Raw genomic sequence first — 19262 nt, forward strand, 5'->3', positions numbered from 1 at the left:
CCGGCAGGGATGGAAGGTCAAAGGGCGACATGTGCCAGTTTTCTTGACAGATTGACACCTGGCGGAACATCAATGTCAAAGGTGACGATCTGAGCATTTATCTCCCCTTTATATGAGGAGGACAGCGAGTTGTTCACCTTACGCCGCAGCGGTCGTGCGCTGGCCGTGGCAGGAGCGGCGGTCGTCCTGGCCCTGTCCGCGGGCCCCGCGCAGGCCGCCGACGTGCTGGCCCCGGACGAGATCGCGATGAGCGCGAACGTCACGCACGTCGCGAACGTGCCGACCCCGGCCGCCCTGGCCGGCACAATCAACACCGACATCGCCTTCCAGGGCGACTATGCCTACGTCGGCAACTACGGCGGGTTCACGATCTTCGACATCAGGAACCCGAAGCAGCCAGCAGTGGTGAGCTCGGTGGTCTGCCCCGGCTCCCAGATGGACATGTCCGTGTACGGCGACCTGCTGATCGGCTCCGTCGACTCCTCCCGCAACAACGACTCGTGCTCCAGCACGGCTCAGCCGGCATCCGAAAAGGAGTCGTGGGAGGGCCTTCGCATCTTCGACGTCAGCGACAAGTCGAACCCGAAGTACATCAAGTCGGTGGAGACGAACTGCGGTTCCCACACCCACACGCTCGTGCCGGACAAGACCGGTGAGAACGTCTACGTCTACGTCTCCTCCTACGCACCGCTGGCGACCTTCCCCGACTGCCAGCCGCCGCACGACCTGATCTCGATCGTCAAGGTGCCGCTCAAGAACCCCACCGCCGCGTCCGTCATCGCGACGCCGGTGCTGTTCCCGGACGGCGGCAACCCCGGCGAGCCGGACAAGCAGTACCCGTACCGCACGTCGGCGACGGAGGGCTGCCACGACATCACCGCCTACCCCGAGAAGGGCCTGGCGGCGGGCGCCTGCATGGGCGACGGCATCCTGATGGACATCCGTGACCCCGAGCACCCGAAGGTTCTCGACGTCGTCCGCGACGACGAGAACTTCGCCTTCTGGCATTCCGCGACGTTCAACAACGACGGCACCAAGGTGGTCTTCACCGACGAGCTCGGCGGCGGCTCCCGGGCCACCTGCAACGAGGCGATCGGCCCGAACCGCGGCGCCGACGCCATCTACGACATCGCCCCCGGCAACAAGCTCACCTTCAGGAGCTACTTCAAGATCGGCCGCTATCAGGCGGACACCGAGAACTGCGTCGCGCACAACGGCTCGCTGATCCCGGTCAAGGGCCGCGACATCATGGTGCAGGCGTGGTACCAGGGCGGCGTCTCGATCTGGGACTTCACCGACTCGGCCCACCCGCAGGAGATCGGCTACTTCGAGCGCGGCCCGTGGTCGCAGCCGCTGAGCGGCGGCTTCTGGTCGGCGTACTACTACAACGGCTACATCTACGGCAGCGACTTCAACTTGGGACTCGACATCCTGAGGATCAACGACCCGCGTACGAACCAGGCCAAGAGCGTGAAGATGGACATCCTCAACGTGCAGAGCCAGGGCTCGTACCGCGAGCACGGCAGGCACTAGCCACACGGACAAGGAGGCGGGCATCTCCGGTGCGGCCTCTCCCTCAACGCACCGGCGATGCCCGCCTCAACCCCACTGCAGGTATGCCCCATGACCTGCAATGACCACAGGTGCCCCGCAAATCGGGATCTACACCTAAACGGGAGGAACAAATCCTCCCGATGTCCTCGGAGCCTCTCCGTGCGGCGGTCCCGCCTCCCTCGGCTGCGGCGGTGGCGGCGGGGGAGGCGCCGGCACCCGGTGCCCCTGCGCGCCGTACCCCTGTGGGCCGTACGGCGGAGGCGTGGAACGGGCCCGGGCGAGCCGCATCTCCTCACGGCGCCTGCGTTCGGCCAGCACGGCGGCCAGATAGGCGTACGGCGGAACGCCGGGCGGGGGCGGCGGCGCCACCTGCGCGCTGATCTGCCCGGCCACGCGCAGCCCCATCTCCTCGCGCATCCGCGGGCTGAGCTGGTGCCACCGGGACAGGTACTGCCGGGCGGTGTTGGCCAGGTCGTCCGACAGGCCGGACAGCTCCAGCGTCGCGGCCCACGACGCGAGCGGCGGAGGCATCTCCGGCGGCGGGGCCTGGTGCGGCGTACGCTCCCCGATGACGGTCGTGCCGGCGAACACGTCCCCCAGGCGCTTGCCGCGCTGGTTGAGGAGCGACGTGATGAGCGCGGGGGCGCCGACGAACGTCCAGAACTCCAGGAACCCGGCGAGCCCGCGGAACAGCGCCTGCCGGAAGCGCTCCGGCCCGCCGTCGTCGCTCACCACGCGCAGGCCGAGGGCGAGCTTGCCCAGCGAGCGGCCCCTGGTGAGCGTCTCGAACGCGACCGGGTAGCCCACCGTGACCAGCACGACGAACAGGATGAGCAGCCCGGTGGCCAGCGACTCGTCGGTCACCAGGGACGCCTGCGCGACCAGCACGACGGCCAGGATGATGACGGCCCACTGGACGGCCCAGTCGATGAGGAAGGCCAGGGCGCGGCTGGGGAGCTGGGCGACGCGAACCTCTACGACGACCGCCTCGCCGGTCACGACTTCGGACACACTGCGCACCCTACTGCGTACCGCCGATAGGGTCCGATCCGTGGACATCGATGCGTTCGTCGCCGCGAGCAAGCCGTCCTGGGACCGGTTGGACGATCTCGTACGGCGGCAGCGCAGGCTGCGCGGCGCGGAGGTCGACGAACTGGTCGAGCTCTACCAGCGGGCGGCGACCCACCTGTCCATCGTGCGGTCGGGGTCGTCCGACGCCCTTCTCATCGGACGCCTGTCGTCGCTGGTGGCCAGGGCCCGCGCGGCCGTCACCGGCGCCCACAGCCCGGCCTGGCGAGAGGTCGTCCGGTTCTTCACGGTGTCGTTCCCCGTGGTGGCCTACCGGGCGCGCCGATGGTGGATCGGCGCCACGGTGGCCTCACTCGCGGTCGCGTACGTCGTGGGCGTGTGGGTGGCGCGCGACCCGGGCGTGCAGGCCATGGTCGGCACGCCCGAGGAGATCAGGCAACTCGTCGAGCACGACTTCGCCGACTACTACTCGGAGAACCCGGCCGCGTCGTTCGCCGGGCACGTGTGGCTGAACAACGCCTGGCTGGCCATGCAGGTGGTCGTCTGGGGGATCCTGCTCGGCGTGTTCATCCCGTACATCCTGCTGCAGAACGCGCTGAACGTCGGCCTGATCGGTGGTCTCATGCACGCGCACGGCAAGGCGGACGTGTTCTGGGGCCTGATCCTGCCGCACGGCATGCTGGAGCTGACCGCGGTCTTCCTGGCGGCGGGCGCCGGGATGCGCCTCGGCTGGACCGTCGTCGACCCCGGCCCGAGGCGGCGCGCGGAGGCGCTGGCCGAGCAGGGCAGGGCCGTGATGAGCGTCGCGCTCGGCCTGGTCGTGGTGCTGCTCGTCTCCGGGCTCATCGAGGCGGGGGTCACCCCGTCGGGCCTGCCGACCTGGGCGCGCATCTCGATCGGAGCCCTCGCGGAGGCGCTCTTCCTCGCGTACGTGATCGTCTTCGGCCGCCGGGCGGAACGCGCGAACGAGACGGGGGACATCGAGCACGCCCCCGACCTCGCCCCGACCTCCTGACACCACCGCGTAAGACTCAGAGCCGACCGGCGGCCTTCAGAGCGAGGTACGCGTCGGCGAGCGCCGGGGCGACGTCCTCGGGCAGGGCGTCCACGACCTCCACGCCGTGGCGGCGCAGCACCGCGGTGATCTCGCGCCGCTCGCCGCGCAGTCGCTCGGCCGCCGCGGCGTCGTAGACGGCCTCGGCGGTGCCGCGCCCGGCCGCCATGCCGGCCACCCGCGGATCGGCGACCGAGGCCACCAGGACCATGTGCCGGGACGACAGGCCGGGCAGCACGGGCAGCAGGCCCTCTTCCATGGCCGTGGCGTTCAGGTCGGTCAGCAGCACGACCAGGCAGCGCCGCCTGGCCCTGGACAGCACGGCCGCGACCATCCCGGCGGCGTCGGCCTCGACCAGCTCCGCCTCGATCGGCGCCATCGCGTCCACCAGCGACGACAGCAGTTCCGTGCGCGACGCGCCGGACACCTGGGCCCGTACGGCCCGGTCGTAGGCGAGGAAGTCCACGCGGTCGCCGGCCCGCGCGGCGAGCGCGGCCAGCAGCAGCGCGGCGTCCATCGACCAGTCCAGACGCGGCCAGCCGGAGAGCCGGTCACCGCCGACGGGCGCCACGCCGACCCGCCCCGCCGAGGTGCGGCCCGTGTCGAGCACGATGAGCACGCGGCGGTCACGCTCGGGCCGCCAGGTGCGCACGACGACGTCGCTGCGCCGGGCGCTCGCCCGCCAGTCGATCGAGCGGACGTCGTCGCCCACCACGTACTCGCGCAGCGAGTCGAACTCGGTGCCCTGGCCGCGCACCAGCGCGGGGTGCCGTCCGTCGAGCTCGCGCAGCCGGGCCAGCCGCGCCGGCAGGTGCCTGCGGCTGAGGAACGGCGGCAGCACCCGGACGGTCCACGGCACGTGGAACGTCCGCTGCCGCGCCGCCAGGCCCAGCGGCCCGACCGAGCGGACCGTCACGGCGACGGCCTCCCGGTCGCCCCTGCGGGTGGGCGTCAGCGTCGTGACCAGGCGCCGCCGCTGGCGGGCCGGCACGTCGAGCGTCACCCGGCGCACGGCGGCCCCGGCCGAGGGCTGCCAGGCGTCGCGCAGCACGCCCCGGACCCGCCGCGGGCCCGGGTTGTCCACCACGAGGCCGATCGCCGCCGACTGCCCGAGCCGCACCCGCCGTTCGCCGTCGCGCTGGAACCGCAGCCCGCGCACGGCGCCCGCGAGCAGCAGGTCGGCCGCCACGAGCACGGTGAGCACGAGCGCGGCGGCCAGCACGACCAGGCCGGGCTCGGGGGCGAGGAGCACGACGATCGCGGCGAGGGCGGCGAGCAGTCCCGCGCGTCCGGTCAGCGCCACGCGGCCCTCACCGGGGAACGGGGACGGCGGCCAGGATCCCCTCCAGGATGCCGTCCGGGGTGGCGCCCTCCAGTTCGGCCTCCGGGCGCAGCCCAATCCGGTGGCGCAGGGCGGGCCGCGCCAGGGCCTTCACGTCGTCCGGCGTCACGTACGACCGTCCCGACAGCCACGCCCACGCCCGCGCCGCGGCCAGCAGCGCGGTGGCCCCGCGGGGCGAGACGCCGAGCTGGAGCGAGGGCGACTGCCGGGTGGCCCGTGCGACGTCCACGATGTAGCCGAGCACCTCGGCGCCCGCGTGGACCTGCGCGACCGCCCGGCGCCCCGCCGCGAGGTCGGCCGCGGACGCCACGGACTTGATCTCCGTCAGGTCGCGCGGGTCGAAGCCGAGCGCGTGCCGTTCGAGGACGGCGATCTCCTGCTCGCGCGGCGGCAGCGGCACGGTCAGCTTGAGCAGGAAGCGGTCGAGCTGCGCCTCGGGGAGCTGGTAGGTGCCCTCGTACTCGACGGGGTTCTGCGTCGCCACGACGATGAAGGGGTCCGGCAGCGCGCGGGCCGCGCCCTCGACGCTGACCTGCCGTTCCTCCATCGCCTCCAGCAGGGCGGCCTGCGTCTTCGGCGGCGTGCGGTTGATCTCGTCGGCGAGCAGCAGGTTGGTGAAGACCGGCCCCTCGCGGAACTCGAACTCCGCCGTCCTGGCGTCGTAGACCAGCGACCCGGTGACGTCGCCCGGCATCAGGTCGGGGGTGAACTGCACCCGCTTGAAGTCCAGCGCGAGCGTGGCCGACAGCGTGCGTACGAGCAGGGTCTTGGCCACGCCGGGCACGCCCTCGAGCAGCACGTGACCCCGGCAGAGCAGCGCGATGACCAGGCCGGTGACGACCGGGTCCTGGCCCACGACCGCCTTGGCCACCTCCGCCCGCAGCGCCGCGAGCGCCTCGCGGGCGGCGTCCGCGTCCGATTCAGGTGTGGTCACGAATCTCGTACCTGCCTTTCGAGTGTGTCCAGGTGGGCGGCGAGGGTCACCAGCGCGGTGTCGTCACCGGGCGGCGGGCCGCACAGCAGCGTCAGCACCGGCTCAGGGTCGCGGCCGGTGCGCGCGGCCGCGGCGACGGCGACCTCCTCCGCGGTCGCGGTGCGGGGCAGCCCGAGGCGGGGAGCGAGCCGGTCGGCCGCGGCGGCCCGTAACGCGAGGGCGGCCCGGTCCCTGGCCCGGCGGGACCGGTACAGGCGTCCGCGCCCCTCCACGGTCTCCGCGGCCCGCACGACCACGGGCAGGCGCTCGGCCACGACGGGCCCGAGCCTGCGCCCTCGCCACAGGGCGGCCAGGGCCACCGCGACGGCGAGCTGGAGGACCGCCCACTTCACGCCGCGGGGGATGAGGTCGCCGAGCGAGCGGGCCTGCCCGTCCGTCCCCTCGCCGGGGTCGTCGGGGTCGCCGGGGTCGCGGGGACCGCCCGCCTCGGCCGGGTCGTCGGGCTCGGCGAGCCAGACGAGTTTCTGCCGCGCCCCGGCCAGGTTCAGCGCGAGCGCCGCGTTGCCGTCCTCCGCGAGGCGCAGGTTGGTCATGAACGACGCGTCGCCCAGCACGGTCACGGTGTGCCCGTCCGCGGTGTAGCGGACCAGGGCGTGCCCGTCGCCGGCCGGATAGCAGCCCGTGGCCCCCTGCGGCCCGGTGAAGGCCATGCCGCCGGTGTAGGCGTCGCCCGCCCGCACCGCCTCCCGCAACGTGCACTCCGGGGCCCGCGACCGGGCGCGCACAGGGCCCTGCCTGCGTACGCCGGGGGCGAGCACGTCGAGGTACGGCACGGAGCCCACGATGAGCCGGTCGCCGAAAGCCGCGGAGACGCGACCGGCGGCGGCGCGGTCCAGGAAGCTCGCCTCGGTGACCAGCAGCAGGGTGTGCGGCCCGGCGGCGGCCACCGCCGCGCCGGGGGTCTCCACGCGGGTCACCTCCACCCCGTGCGCCTCCAGCAGCCGGGCGAGTGCGGCGCTGCCGTTCAGCGAGGTGTCGTCGGGATCGAGGCTGCGGCCGCCGGACCGGCCTCCCGTCAGCAGCAGGGGCAGCACCGCCGTGACCAGCACGAGCACCACCAGCAACGCGGCCCAGGCCGTCTGCCGTCCTCGGCTGCGGGCTTTCGCCGGGGCGGTCGCGGCGGTCATGCGGCCACGCCCGCGCGGGCCGACCGCAGGCGCTCGTCCAGGGCGGTGAGCGTCAGGTAGCCCTCCCGGGTGCCGCCCGCCCCGCCGTAGGTCACGTCGTCGAACAGGCGTGCCGCCGCGCGCAGGTCCGCCGCGTGGGGCGGCAGCGCCTGCCCGGCGACCTCGGCCAGTTCCACGGCGGTACGGCCCGGCATCGGGCTGACGATCGCGCGTTCCTCCAGTTCGCGGGCGATCGCGCGCAGCCGCTCCTGGATGGCCCCGGCCCAGCCGCCCTCGGCCGCCAGGCGTTCGGCCTCGGCGCGATGTTCGGCGGCCGTCCGCTCACGCTGCCCGAAAACGGCGCCGCTCGCCGTACGCCGGCCGCCGGAGAAACGGCGCAGGGCCCACAGGAGCAGCACGGCCAGGACGGCGAGGACGACGGCGATCACGACGAGCGACATCACGCCGCCCCCGCCCGTCCCGCCGCCGCTCATCAAATCGCCGAGGAACTGGGAGATCTCCCGCTGCAGCCGGTCGACCAGCGCCTCGTGCTGGTAGCCCGCCCCGGACAGCTCGTGCGCGGCCTCCCGCGCGGCCTGGTCGCGGCCGACGTCGATCGGCGAGGCGAGCAGCGCCGCCGCCCGCACGGTCGTCACGCCTGCGGCCCGTACGGCCCGTACGGTCCGTACGGCGGAGCCCCGTGGTACGGCCCGGAGCCCGGCCCCATCCCGGCGGCGTAGCTCGGGTGCCACAGGTCGTCGACCCCGGCGTGGACCCAGCCCTGCGACTGGTTCTGCGCCGCCGCCGTCTGGAGCACGAGGTCGAACGCCTCGGCCCGCATCCGCCTGTCGGCGTACAGCAGCCCGGCCACGCCCGCCTGGAAGGGGTAGGTGATCATGGAGGCGATGACCTGGCCGACCGCCAGGAGGAGCGCCGCGATCGCGGTGCCGCCGGCGGTGCCGCCGCTCAGCATCCCGATGAGCGAGCCGCCGAACGTGAACGGGATCGCGAGCACGCTGCTGATGATGGCCGCGAGAATGGCGGTGAGCAGCAGGATGCCGAGCACCCGCCAGCTGTCGCCCTTCACCAGCCGCCACGACCGGCTCATGGCGTCGGTGACCCCGCGGCCCTCCAGCACGATGGTGGGAGCCGACAGCGACAGACGCGTGTAGAAGAACAGCAGATAAGGGACGTAGGCCACGAAGAACAGCAGGACGACGAGGACCGCGACCCCCGCGCCGGCGTTCCCCGTGCCGTCGAACGCGTTGGCCGCCGCGAGGCTCACGAGCACCGCGACGAGCGCCAGCAGCGGCAGCAGGAGAATGAGCGCCTGCAGCAGCACCAGCCCGAAGAGCGCGGGCACCCGCGACCGCGCCAGCCGCCACGCCTCGCCCACCGTGATGCGCCCGCCGAACACCGCGCGGCCCAGCACCCGGGTGAGGACGCCCGTGAGGATCGTGGTGCCGACGAACGTCATGATGTAGCTGATGATCGCGCCGATGTACTGCGCGGCCACTCCGGCGAGCGGCCCGTTCACCACGTCGGTGGCGTACGGGTCGGCCATGAGGTCGCCGACCGAGCCGAACGAGATGGCCTGCCCGATCGCGGCCGGGATTCCGGTCACCGCCGCCACGATCGCCGACAGGCCGAGCGTGGCCTTGGGGTTCGACCGGATCAGCTTGATCGTGCCGTCGAGGATGTCGCCGAGCGTCAACGGGCGCAGCGGGATGATGCCCGGCCGGGGCGCGTCCGGCGCCCGGTACCCGTACTGCCCGCCCGCGTAGGGCGCGTACGGAGTGGACGGGGGTGGGGTGGACGGGTACGAAGCGGACGGGTTCGCGCCCTGCGGCGCGCCGGCGCCGGGAGAGGCCCAGGAGGGCCCGGCCGCCCCGGCGGCCCCGCCGTACGGGGGAGGTTGCTCGGCCGCCCAGCCGGAGGGCATGTCGGGGGTGGAGCCGGGGCCGTCTGTCATGTCCCAATCCTGGCATGATGTACGCGCGTGCCGCGCGGCCGTACGGGAGGGCTGTTGGGGGATGGCCGAAACGGGGGTGTGGGCGCACACTTGGAACGTGACCGCACCACGGGATTCCCGCCGGTGTGACCGCATCTGGTCAGATAATCGCGCGCTTCGTCTGCTGCGCCTAAACTCCAACCTCTGTCGTGGTCGTGTAACACCAAAGCGGTGGCCACGGTAGCCTGCGGGGGAAACTGTGACAAACGCCCAAATCTCCCATACGCGTACGAATGAGGGGCCATGAAAGGACGCGTGCTGGTCGTCGACGACGACGCCGCTCTCGCCGAGATGCTCGGCATCGTCTTGCGCGGGGAGGGCTTTGAGCCGTCGTTCGTGTCCGATGGCGACAAGGCGCTCGACGCCTTCAGGGACACCCGGCCGGACCTCGTCCTGCTCGACCTGATGCTCCCCGGTGCCGACGGCATCGACGTCTGCCGCCGCATCCGCGCCGAGTCCGGGGTCCCGATCGTGATGCTCACGGCCAAGAGCGACACCATCGACGTGGTGCTCGGCCTGGAGTCCGGCGCGGACGACTACATCGTCAAGCCGTTCAAGCCCAAGGAGCTCGTCGCCCGCGTGCGCGCCCGACTGCGCCGCACCGACGAGCCCACGCCGGAGATCCTGCAGATCGGCGACATCACCATCGACGTGGCCGGCCACTCGGTCAAGCGCGGCGAGGAGACCATCAACCTCACGCCGCTGGAGTTCGACCTGCTGGTCGCGCTGGCCCGCAAGCCCCGCCAGGTCTTCACCCGCGAGGTGCTGCTCGAACAGGTCTGGGGCTACCGGCACGCCGCCGACACCCGTCTGGTGAACGTGCACGTCCAGCGTCTGCGCGCGAAGATCGAGAAGGACCCCGAGCACCCGGAGATCGTCGTCACGGTCCGGGGTGTGGGCTACAAGGCCGGCCCGGCGTAAGCCGCACGTCACCGTCATGCCGGTCTCCGCGAGGAAACGCCGTCGCCGGACCCCGGGCCAGATCGCCCGCGGGGTCCGCAGGCGCGCGCGCCGCCTCGCGGGCCGGCTGCGGCACGCCTGGCGGCGCTCGCTCCAGCTTCGCGTCGTCACCAGCACCCTGGTGCTGTCGATGGCCGTCGTGGTCGTCCTCGGCGTCTTCCTGATGCAGTCGATCGTCGCCTCGGTGCTGACCAGCACCGAGGTGTCCGCGGTCGAGGAGTCGCGGGCGAACATCGCGACCGCGAGCGGCTACCTCACGCAGCCCGCGGACTCGACCGACATCTCGCAGGACGGCACCGCCCAGGGGCAGACGGTGAACCCCGTCGACGCGGCCGCCAAGGCGCTGACCGACCGCTCCGGCGGCCGCTACGACGTCGTCATCTTCAACGAGGGCTCGGTCGGCGAGGGCCGGGCGTCCGGTCAGGTCGACTGGACGAGCATCCCGGCCCTGCTGCGTGCGAAGGTCCAGAGCAGCGAGGAGCAGTCGCTCTGGGTCCAGACCGTGAAGATCCGGTACATCGGCGCGAAGCAGCCCGAGAGCGCCTGGGTCGTCGGCGGCCGGGTGAACGGAACCTACGAGATCTACCACGTCTTCCCGCTCGGCGACGAGGAGAAGACGCTGCTCACGGTCCAGCAGATGGTCTTCGGCGCGGGAGCCGCGCTCGTGCTGCTGCTGGCCGGCGTCGCCTCGCTGGTCACCCGGCAGGTGGTCACCCCCGTACGGCTCGCGCGCCAGGCGGCGGAACGGCTCGCCGCCGGCCGGCTGGAGGAGCGGCTCAAGGTGCGCGGTGAGGACGACCTCGCCCGGCTGGCGACGTCGTTCAACGAGATGGCGTCCAACCTCGCCGTGAAGATCCACCAGCTGGAGGAGCTCTCCCAGGTGCAGCGGCAGTTCGTCTCCGACGTCTCCCACGAGCTGCGCACACCGCTGACGACCGTCCGCATGGCCGCCGACCTGCTGTACGAGGGCCGCGAGGACTTCGACCCCGCCTCCGCGCGGGCCGCCGAGCTCATGCAGAACCAGCTCGAACGCTTCGAGTCGATGCTCGCCGACCTGCTGGAGATCAGCCGCTACGACGCGGGGGCGGCCACCCTCGACCTGGAGCCCGTCGACATGCGCGACGTGGTCCTGCGCGCGGTGGGCGACTCCGAGACGCTCGCCGAGCGGCAGGCCACCCGGTTCGAGCTGCGCCTGCCCAACGAGCCCTGCATGGCCGAGGTGGACAGCCGCAGGGTCGAGCGCATCCTGCGCAACCTGCTCTTCAACGCCATCGAGCACGGCGAGGGCAAGGACATCGTCGTCACGCTCGGCGCCGACCGCGACGCGGTGGCCGTGGCCGTACGCGACCACGGGGTCGGCCTCAAGCCGGGCGAGGAGACGATGGTGTTCGACCGCTTCTGGCGGGCCGACCCCTCGCGTGCCCGGACCATCGGCGGCACGGGGCTCGGCCTGGCGATCTCGCGGGAGGACGCCATGCTGCACGGCGGCTGGCTCCAGGCGTGGGGCGCGCCGGGGGAGGGCAGCCAGTTCCGCCTGTCGCTGCCGCGCGTGGCGGGGGCCCCGCTGCGCGGATCGCCGCTGCCGCTCGTGCCGCCGGAGGTCGAGATGCGGCGCACGTGGCGCGGCCATACGACACCGGTCCTGACCCCGGCGCCGGCGGAGACGGCGCCGAGGGCGCGGGAGAACGTGGATGCGGGGGCCTTCGATGCGGAGTGAGCGGCTCGGCGCCCGCCGTCTCACCGCCGCCGCGGGCGCGGCGCTCGTCCTGGTCTCCGGCGGGGCCGGGTGCGCCACCGTGCCCACGAGCGGCAGCCCCCGGGCCGCCCAGGAGGACCACGGCAAGGACACGCTCAGCCAGCCGTACGTGCGGCTCATCGCGACCCCGCCCAAGAAGGGCGCCCCGCCCGAGGACATCGTCAAGGGCTTCCAGGCCGCCATGGCGGCCTTCGACGACTCCGAGCTCACCATCGCCAGGGAGTACCTCACCCCGGGCGCGGCCAAGCACTGGAACCCGTGGCGGCAGACCCGCATCTACGAGGGCAAGATCGAGTCGGACCGCGCGCAGAACCTCCAGGAGGCCACGCGGACGACGGTGACGCTGAAGGGCACGGCGGTCGCCACGATCGACGCGGAGGGCAGGTCCACCCCGGCCGCCGGCAACCTCGTCGAGCCGTTCACGCTGGTCAAGCAGAACGGCGAGTGGCGGATCGACGTGCCGCCCGACGCCCGCCTGCTGTCGTACGACGACCTGTGGCGTGCGTACCGGAAGGTGGACCTCTACTACCCGCCCGCCACCCGGGAGATCGGCCTCGTGGCCGACCGGGTGTGGGTGCCGATCGAACCCAGCAGGGGCGTGCCCGAGACTCTGGTCCGCCGCCTGCTCGCCGGGCCGACCTCGTCCATCAGGAACGCGGTGAGCAGCGCGTTCCCGCCGGGCACCCGGCTCAACCGGATCACCGTCGAGGGCGACACGGTCGTGCTCGACTTCTCCTCGGAGCTGGAGTCGGTGCCCACCGACCGCCTCGACGCGCTGAAGGCTCAGCTTGTGTGGACGCTCGGCGAACTGGTCACCGGCCGGACCGTCGAGATCCGCGTGAACGGCGAGTCCGGGATGCGCTTCCGGCCCGCCGACTACGCGCGGTACGACCCGAACGTGCTGGCCGGCTCCCTGCAGGCGTACTACATGCAGGGCGGCAGGCTGCTGCAGTTCAAGGAGAAGGGCGACGGCACGCCGGTGCCGGGCGCGGCCGGCGAGCAGGCCGGGAAGTTCTCCCAGCCGGCCGTCTCCAACACCAACCAGTTCCCGCCCCTCGTGGCCGCCCTGGTCAACGGCGACGGCGTCTACGTCGCCCCGATGACCCCGAACAGCCAGTGGCAGCGGTGGATCGCGGGAGGGGACATGAGCCCGCCCTCCTGGGACCGCTACGGGGCCGTCTGGTCGGCCGAGAGGGTGAACCCGCACGAGAGCCGGGTCTGGACGGCCGAGAACGGCCGGGCCCGCCGCGTGGACATCGACGACGACCTGTCGTACGGGCGGATCATCGAGCTGCGGGTCTCCCGCGACGGAGCCCGGATCGCCGCGATCGTCGACGACGGCCTCGGCACCTCCGTGAAGATCGGCACGATCGTCCGCAACGGCCAGCAGACGCGGATCGAGTCCGTACGGTCGCTCATCGAGCCGCGCGACGCGCGGAAGATCAAGGACATCGCCTGGCAGGACGCCGCCGATCTGCTCGTGCTGTCCGAGGGCAGCAGCGGTCAGGAGCTCGCCACCTGGTCGGTGATGGAGGGCGTGGTTCCCAACGACGGCCCCATCAAGCTCGACTCGAAGATCAAGTCGATCGCCGCCGTCCCCGACCACGTCCTCGCGGCGGCCGACGAGGGCCAGGTGCTCACCTACAGCGTGGACAAGCACGCCTGGACCCCGCGCGCCGACAACGGCGCCACCAACCCCGTCTATCCCCTCGGCTGACCGCGCGACGTGGATTGTCGGTGCCGGACGACATCCTGAGGGCGTGCCGCCCGCCCTGCTCGATCTGATCCTCCCGCCCCGCTGCGCCGGATGCGGCGCGCCGGGCGCTTCGGCCTGCCCATCCTGCACGGCCGAGTTGCTGCGGGAACCGGCTCCCCGCCCGCCTGACCCGCCGCCTGCGGGCCTGCCGGACTGCTGGTCGGCCACCGCCTACGACGGCGCGGCCCGCCGGATGATCCTCGCCTGCAAGGAACGCGGCCGTACGGCCCTCGTGCCGGTCCTGGCGGCCTCCGTGAGCGCCTGCGTGACCGCGTGGGCGGCGGGCGGGGGAGCGTACCGGGAGGTGTGGCTGGTGCCGGTGCCGAGCGCCCGGGCCGCCTCCCGCCGCCGGGGGCACGACCCCGTCCGCGCCGTCGCCGCGGCGGCGTCCCGCGAGCTGTGCCGGCGAGGCCGGCCCGCCGTCCTCGCGCCCCTGCTGCGGCAGGGCAGGCGCGTCGCCGACCAGGCGGGGCTGGGATCGGCGGAGCGGGCCGTCAACCTGTCTGGGGCGTTCGAGGCCGTGCCGGGCCCGGTGGCGCGGCTACGGGCCGCTGGGCGCGGTCCTGGGGCCGTCGCCGTGGTCCTGGTGGACGACGTCGTCACGACGGGGACGACGCTGGCGGAGGCGGCCAGGGCGCTGCGTGCCGCCGGCGCGGAGCCGTCCGCGGCGGTGACCGTAGCCGCGACACGCCGGAGACGCCCGATTGGTGAACATTACTCACCGTAAAGACTGAGGCAAGTTCGCGGCTTCCCGCCGGGGAGCGGCTCCCGGCCTGGTTCGCGGCGACTTCCCTGCTCAATGCAGGTGTGGATGCCGCGGTTGCGGGGATTCCCAGAATATGACCACGAATTTTCCGGCGGCGAGACGGCAACCGGGATCACGCAAAGTGATCGTTTAGCCGATCTCCTGGCTGACATTCGAGGCGGTAGCGACTAGCGTTCAGACATGGCACCCGTTCGGGTCCGTGGTTGCGCCGGGCCGACTCCCTCGTGGGGTCCGGCCTGGCTAGCCGATGCCAGCCGCAGGCGAAACGGCCCACGTAAGGCGACTCTTGGTCGACCGATCACGGTGCGGCTTAGAGGTAAGTCCTGCCCTCCCGGGGGTCCAGATGTCCCCCGTAAGAGGAGAAGGGCAGTAGTGGCGAGTGAGCTGCGAACCCCTCAGCAGGCGGATGTGGGGACGAAGACCAGGTCGGCCGGACGGGTGTCCAGGAGCGCGTGCACCACCGTCGATGTGCGAAGGGGGGCTTTGCGTGGAAATCATCGTCAAGGGACGGCACACCACTGTGGGTGACCGGTTCCGCGATCAAGTGACGTCCAAGCTGGCCAGAATCCAGAAGCTCAACAACAAGCTCATCCAGATCGACGTAGAGGTCTCGAAGGAGCCCAATCACCGGCAGAGCGGGCAGCGTGAACGGGTGGAGCTGACGATCCACTCGCGGGGCCCAGCAATCCGCGCGGAGGCCTGCGCGGACGACCGATTCTCGGCGCTGGACATAGCCATCGGCAAGCTGGAGGAGCGGCTGAGGCGGCTCGCCGATCGCCGCAAGATCCATCACGGGAAGAACTGCCCTCCCTCGATGGCAGAGCTCACCGCGGTGACGGAGGGCGCGCAGGGGGTGATCACGACCGTCCGGCAGGAGCCGGAGCCGGTCGCCGAGATCCCGGCGGAGACCGCCGGAGGGCGGGCCGAGAGTTCCGAGCCCATCGTGCCCATCGAGATGGACGGCGAAGGACCGCTGATCGTACGCGAGAAGTTCCACAAGGCCGACCCCATGACGATCGACCAGGCGCTCCTCGAGATGGAGCTCGTGGGTCACGACTTCTACCTCTTCCGGGACAAGGAAGGGGGCCAGCCCAGCGTCGTCTACCGGCGCCGTGGCTACGACTACGGAGTTCTCAGGCTCGTAGAGAGCTAGCACCTCGCCCTCCGTGGGCCGGACCTCGCCCGGCGGGGCCCGGCCCACGTCTCGCATGGCCCATTTATGGGCACCCGGAGACAGGATCAGGGAAACTGAGGTCAGGTTACTCGCGGGGGTTCTTCACGCATTCCGTGTCACCGAAGATGTTGATTCCGACGGGTGACTCTCCCACTCCGGCGCTGATGCCGCCCACACCTGCGCGTTCGGCGCCGGCTACGCGAGTATGGCTGTAGTTGATGGTCCAGCCGCGTTGGCGCAGCACTGTGAGGACTTTCTGGAACACGTCGTCCGGGTTGAGGTTCTTGTCGGTTGCGTCGCTGTGGACATTGATGGCGCTTTTGACGCTGGTGTGTTCGGTGCCGACTGGCCCACCGCAGGGTGCGTCCTTCACCTGTACGACGACGAGAGGGTCGGCGTCGGGGAAGACCGCCTGGATGATGGCCTTGGCCTCGGCGATGAAGACCTGCCGAGACTCCCCAGGGGTCATTTTCATCTCCGATTCTCTTGTGCAGGCACTCACAAGCGCGAGCGGGGCCAAGACTGCGGCGAGGAGGCGAAGCCTGAGCGGGAAGGTCATCTCTGATTGGGTCCGGCTTCCGTGAGGGACCTGCCGACGATTTGTGCGATGTCCTGTGAGGCGAAGTAGCCGCCGAGGCCGGAGTCGGCGAGCGTTTTCGTCGTCAGGGCAATGAGCGTGGGTGTGTCCGTGCCGCCGTTCATTACCCCTGTGATAATCGGCTCGAACGCCGTGGCGAGTTCGCCCGTCTTCCATTGCGGAACCCTGCTCTGCAGTTCCTTGACCAGGACCCGTACGTTGGCGGCGCCGAACTGCTCGTCATCCAGCTTTGGCGACCCCATGAAGGTCTGCACACACCCGTCACCGGTGAGGATGGTCTGTAGATTATCCAAGCTCGTGTTCTTCGGTATGTAGTACTCGGAGTGACCGGACGATCGGCCGGTGGCCAGCCGTCGGATGTCGGCCATCTCCGCGGGATCCCTTCCGTGTGCTTCCGTGTAGGAGACCCAGTCGCCCGGGGCACGCATGGCGAACACCTGGGTGCCGGGCTTCAGCTTGAGATCGGCCGCGCTCTTGATGGTGGGGCCGAGTCCGGGGCTCCCCATGAACACGACCGAGTCGAACGGGGTCCCCTCCTGTAGGGCCTTGCTGGACAGCAGCGTGCCGTAACTATGGGCGAACAGCGCGAACTTCGCCCCCTTGACCGCCTCCAGCCCCACCCGGAACGAATGAAGAGCCGGAGCCCCTGCTTTGGCCTTCGTGGGCAGCACCGAGTCGCCGAACTCGGGTGTGTCATATCCGAGCCAGGTGATGACGGCGCTCTCCGGGAGTTCCCCACCAGAGGCACGATCCTTCAAGAGAGCCACCGCATCGTTCGCGATGCTGTCGTAGTTGTCGAGCCGGTTGGTGATGCCCGGCACCATGACGGCGACGTGTTTGGCCTTGGCGAGGTCGCCGAAGACCTCCGCGACGCGGCCGTCGCCGGCCGGATCGAACAGCAGGAACTGGCGCGGCACGGACCGGCCGTCGCCCGTCACCCGGGGTTGGAGGAATTCCGCCATGCGTGCCACCCGCTTCTCCAGGAGTGTCACCTGGGGATTTTTCGGGTCGCTGGCCTTCAACGCGGACAGGTCCTTCTGTTCATGAGCGAGGGCGCGCTCGATCAGGAGCCGGTTGGCGGCGTAGCGCACTGTGGCCGGAGCGCCGTCCAGGCGCCCGACGACGTCGGGCTGTTCGATGGCGAGCGAGGCTCGTTCGGCCGCGGTCAGTTTTGCGAAGAATTGACGGATCGCCTCTGTGCGTTGTTCCGGACGGGCTGTCGCACTGCGATCGATGACCGATTTTAGGTCTTTTTTGAGCCGTGTTCTATCCTGGCCGGAAACTGTGCCGATCGCAGTGGTGAGGCCGAATTCCGACAACGCGCCGAATGGGTCTCCGCCCTTTTCTGCGGAGCGGACGATCGCGGCGCGGTTGCCCAGTTCTGTGGCGGTTTCCCCGGCCCACCGCAGCATGGCCGCCAGCGGGGTGGCCTGGGCCTGTCCCACAAGTCGGCATGCCCGTGCGTAGTACTGCTCCGCCAGTTGTCGTTTGTCGGTGAGCAGCTTGGCCAGTCGTTCCAGATCGTCGGCGTCGACCACCCGTTCCGGCTCCACGGGACTAGAACCTAGTCCGTCTTTACACAATGTGGAAGTATTCTTACGCCGCCCGACTCGATCGGATGGGATTACGGGGATGTCGCTGCATGATGATTTGAGCCGATTGGCGCATGAACATGAGGATCTGGCCGAGGCGATTGATGAAGTGCTTCAGCCGATCAGCGCCTTGATGGACCGGATGCGGTGGAAGGGCCCGCATCGGGACCGAGTGCAGGCCGAGCTGGGGGCGATGCGGCGCGGCACCAGGACGGTCAGCGGCACCCTGCGAGAGCGGGCCGTGCTACTCAGAGGTGCGGCGGCGGCCGTCCCGCGTACGCCGGGGATCCCGCAGCCGCTGTCTCCGGAGGATCTGCTGAGAGGGGTCCTCCGTCAGATGAGCCCGGTGGGTCCCGTTGTCTCGGACGTACTCTCCCGGTACGGCGTCCTCTGACGGAGCCGGGTCGTACGACGCCGGACACAAGCCTGCGGCGTCGAGGCGGAGTGCATGAATCGGAGGGTGCGGGCACCTATCGTGAGGAGGAAGGGCGCGTGCCGCATCAGGTGTTGTTCGCCCAGGTATGTCCTGGTGCCGGGGGCAGTAACGCCTCGATGAAGATCCGCACCGGTTCCGGAACCGTGCCATGATGGCGATCAGCGCGCTGACCGCCACGGTTCGCCGGGCGGAGCGACAGCGTCCTTGACCCCCGCAAGGAGGTTCCGTGACCCGACCCGACGAGGCGGCCCGAGCAGCCGGTCGAAGTGAGCCGATTCGTGTGCTGATCGTCGACGATCACGCGTTGATCCGCCGCAGCCTTGAGCTCGCGCTGGCCGCGGAGGCGGACATCGAGGTGGTAGGCGAGGCGAGCGACGGCAAGGAGGCCGTCGAACTCGCGGACCGGCTGATGCCGGACGTGGTCCTGATGGACGTCCGCATGCCGAAGCTGGACGGTATCGGCGCGACTCGGAAGATCAAGGAGTCGGTGCCGAGCACCCGGATCATCATGCTGACCGTCAGCGACGAGGAGGAGGACCTCTTCGAGGCGATCAAGGCGGGTGCGACCGGTTACCTGCTCAAGGACGTCCAGATCGACGAGGTGCCCGACGCCGTGCGCGGCGTCCACGAGGGCCAGTCGCTCATCAACCCCGCCATGGCGGCCAAGTTGATCAGCGAGTTCGCGAACATGAGCCGCAAGGAGGCCGAGCGGCCCCCCCAGCTCCCGGTCCCCCGCCTGACCGAGCGGGAGATGGAGGTCCTGCGCCTCGTCGCCAAGGGCATGAACAACCGCGAGATCGCCAAGGACCTGTTCATCTCCGAGAACACGGTGAAGAACCACGTCCGCAACATCCTGGAGAAGCTCCAGCTCCACTCCCGGATGGAGGCCGTGGTCTACGCGGTGCGCGAACGGCTGCTGGAGATCACCTGACCGAGGCGACCCGAAAGGGCCGCCGAGGGAGCCTGACGTAGGTGGACCCGGGCGCCGTCACCCCGGCCCGGCGGGAGGTGAGCGCCGGGTCGTCGCGGTGCGGGCCGGTGCAGGGCAGTCAGCCTTGATCATTCAGGCTTTTCAGGGGGACGTTCAGGTTTTTCCCTGAGGCGCGCGGAGCCGGGGTTGGGATTGACTGTGGC

The 19262-nt window shown here is 71.0% G+C and carries 17 protein-coding genes; 9 read left to right on the forward strand and 8 right to left on the reverse strand.

Annotated elements, in window-relative coordinates:
- Positions 1–129: 129 nt before the first annotated feature.
- The gene (locus tag Msi02_RS20860; protein ID WP_239108572.1) at positions 130–1533 is read left to right on the forward strand and encodes an LVIVD repeat-containing protein; all 1404 of its coding nucleotides are present in this window, start codon (positions 130–132) and stop codon (positions 1531–1533) included.
- Between the two features lie 135 nt (positions 1534–1668).
- Here the strand turns inward: Msi02_RS20860 and Msi02_RS20865 are convergent, their stop codons facing one another.
- Complete coding sequence (locus Msi02_RS20865; protein ID WP_239108573.1) at positions 1669–2565, reverse strand: RDD family protein; 897 nt, start codon at positions 2563–2565, stop codon at positions 1669–1671.
- Between the two features lie 40 nt (positions 2566–2605).
- On the opposite strand from Msi02_RS20865, the gene Msi02_RS20870 reads away from it, so the two are divergent.
- Positions 2606–3598 carry a stage II sporulation protein M gene (locus Msi02_RS20870; RefSeq protein ID WP_204049877.1) on the forward strand — a complete coding sequence of 331 codons (993 nt, stop codon included), beginning with the start codon at positions 2606–2608 and terminating at the stop codon, positions 3596–3598.
- Positions 3599–3614: 16 nt separating this feature from the next.
- On the opposite strand, the gene Msi02_RS20875 is transcribed toward Msi02_RS20870, so the two are convergent.
- From Msi02_RS20875 to Msi02_RS20895, 5 genes are read right to left on the reverse strand one after another with little or no spacing between them, the layout of a single operon-like run.
- Positions 3615–4940: a DUF58 domain-containing protein gene (locus Msi02_RS20875; protein ID WP_204049878.1), complete on the reverse strand. Its 1326-nt coding sequence runs from the start codon at positions 4938–4940 to the stop codon at positions 3615–3617.
- A 7-nt stretch (positions 4941–4947) separates the two neighbouring features.
- Positions 4948–5913 carry an AAA family ATPase gene (locus tag Msi02_RS20880; RefSeq protein ID WP_204049879.1) on the reverse strand — a complete coding sequence of 322 codons (966 nt, stop codon included), beginning with the start codon at positions 5911–5913 and terminating at the stop codon, positions 4948–4950.
- Positions 5910–7100, reverse strand: coding sequence for a DUF4350 domain-containing protein (locus Msi02_RS20885; protein WP_204049880.1), 1191 nt, complete (start codon positions 7098–7100; stop codon positions 5910–5912). Before Msi02_RS20885 ends, Msi02_RS20880 begins: the two co-directional genes overlap by 4 nt.
- Positions 7097–7735 (reverse strand): DUF4129 domain-containing protein, encoded by a 639-nt coding sequence (locus tag Msi02_RS20890; protein WP_239108574.1) that lies wholly within the window; start codon positions 7733–7735, stop codon positions 7097–7099. Before Msi02_RS20890 ends, Msi02_RS20885 begins: the two co-directional genes overlap by 4 nt.
- Positions 7732–9051: a glycerophosphoryl diester phosphodiesterase membrane domain-containing protein gene (locus tag Msi02_RS20895; protein ID WP_204049881.1), complete on the reverse strand. Its 1320-nt coding sequence runs from the start codon at positions 9049–9051 to the stop codon at positions 7732–7734. Before Msi02_RS20895 ends, Msi02_RS20890 begins: the two co-directional genes overlap by 4 nt.
- 282 nt (positions 9052–9333) lie before the next feature.
- Here Msi02_RS20895 and mtrA point away from each other — a divergent pair, with 282 nt between their 5' ends.
- The 5 genes from mtrA to hpf all read left to right on the forward strand — a co-directional run bounded on the left by mtrA (position 9334) and on the right by hpf (position 15481).
- Entirely contained in the window at positions 9334–10011 is a 678-nt protein-coding gene (mtrA, locus tag Msi02_RS20900) for an MtrAB system response regulator MtrA (RefSeq protein WP_030509347.1), read from the forward strand.
- A 16-nt stretch (positions 10012–10027) separates the two neighbouring features.
- A complete protein-coding gene (gene mtrB / locus Msi02_RS20905) occupies positions 10028–11767 on the forward strand; it encodes an MtrAB system histidine kinase MtrB (RefSeq protein WP_204049882.1) in 1740 nt (579 codons plus the stop codon).
- Complete coding sequence (locus Msi02_RS20910) at positions 11742–13523, forward strand: LpqB family beta-propeller domain-containing protein (protein ID WP_204049883.1); 1782 nt, start codon at positions 11742–11744, stop codon at positions 13521–13523. The genes mtrB and Msi02_RS20910 overlap by 26 nt, the downstream gene beginning before the upstream one ends.
- Positions 13524–13566: 43 nt before the next feature.
- Positions 13567–14289 (forward strand): ComF family protein, encoded by a 723-nt coding sequence (locus tag Msi02_RS20915; RefSeq protein WP_204049884.1) that lies wholly within the window; start codon positions 13567–13569, stop codon positions 14287–14289.
- A 526-nt stretch (positions 14290–14815) separates the two neighbouring features.
- On the forward strand, positions 14816–15481 hold the full coding sequence (gene hpf / locus Msi02_RS20920; protein WP_079313280.1) for a ribosome hibernation-promoting factor, HPF/YfiA family: 666 nt from the start codon (positions 14816–14818) through the stop codon (positions 15479–15481).
- Between the two features lie 106 nt (positions 15482–15587).
- Here the strand turns inward: hpf and Msi02_RS20925 are convergent, their stop codons facing one another.
- Together Msi02_RS20925 and Msi02_RS20930 are read right to left on the reverse strand one after the other, a co-directional pair.
- Positions 15588–16061: a hypothetical protein gene (locus tag Msi02_RS20925; RefSeq protein ID WP_204049885.1), complete on the reverse strand. Its 474-nt coding sequence runs from the start codon at positions 16059–16061 to the stop codon at positions 15588–15590.
- Positions 16058–17653, reverse strand: coding sequence for an alpha/beta hydrolase (locus tag Msi02_RS20930; protein WP_204049886.1), 1596 nt, complete (start codon positions 17651–17653; stop codon positions 16058–16060). Before Msi02_RS20930 ends, Msi02_RS20925 begins: the two co-directional genes overlap by 4 nt.
- Before the next feature lie 79 nt (positions 17654–17732).
- On the opposite strand from Msi02_RS20930, the gene Msi02_RS20935 reads away from it, so the two are divergent.
- Complete coding sequence (locus tag Msi02_RS20935; RefSeq protein ID WP_204049887.1) at positions 17733–18086, forward strand: hypothetical protein; 354 nt, start codon at positions 17733–17735, stop codon at positions 18084–18086.
- A gap of 268 nt (positions 18087–18354) precedes the next feature.
- Positions 18355–19059: a response regulator gene (locus tag Msi02_RS20940; protein WP_079313276.1), complete on the forward strand. Its 705-nt coding sequence runs from the start codon at positions 18355–18357 to the stop codon at positions 19057–19059.
- The last annotated feature ends 203 nt before the right edge of the window (positions 19060–19262 follow it).

It is taken from the genome of Microbispora siamensis (assembly GCF_016863095.1).
Classification (GTDB): Bacteria; Actinomycetota; Actinomycetes; order Streptosporangiales; family Streptosporangiaceae; genus Microbispora; species Microbispora siamensis.

Coding starts and splice junctions, on each gene's coding strand:
- Msi02_RS20885 (WP_204049880.1), bottom strand. CDS start 7,100: ATGACCGCCGCGACCGCCCCGGCGAAAGCCCGCAGCCGAGGACGGCAG.
- Msi02_RS20895 (WP_204049881.1), bottom strand. CDS start 9,051: ATGACAGACGGCCCCGGCTCCACCCCCGACATGCCCTCCGGCTGGGCG.
- mtrA (WP_030509347.1), top strand. CDS start 9,334: ATGAAAGGACGCGTGCTGGTCGTCGACGACGACGCCGCTCTCGCCGAG.
- mtrB (WP_204049882.1), top strand. CDS start 10,028: ATGCCGGTCTCCGCGAGGAAACGCCGTCGCCGGACCCCGGGCCAGATC.
- Msi02_RS20910 (WP_204049883.1), top strand. CDS start 11,742: ATGCGGGGGCCTTCGATGCGGAGTGAGCGGCTCGGCGCCCGCCGTCTC.
- Msi02_RS20925 (WP_204049885.1), bottom strand. CDS start 16,061: ATGACCTTCCCGCTCAGGCTTCGCCTCCTCGCCGCAGTCTTGGCCCCG.
- Msi02_RS20935 (WP_204049887.1), top strand. CDS start 17,733: ATGTCGCTGCATGATGATTTGAGCCGATTGGCGCATGAACATGAGGAT.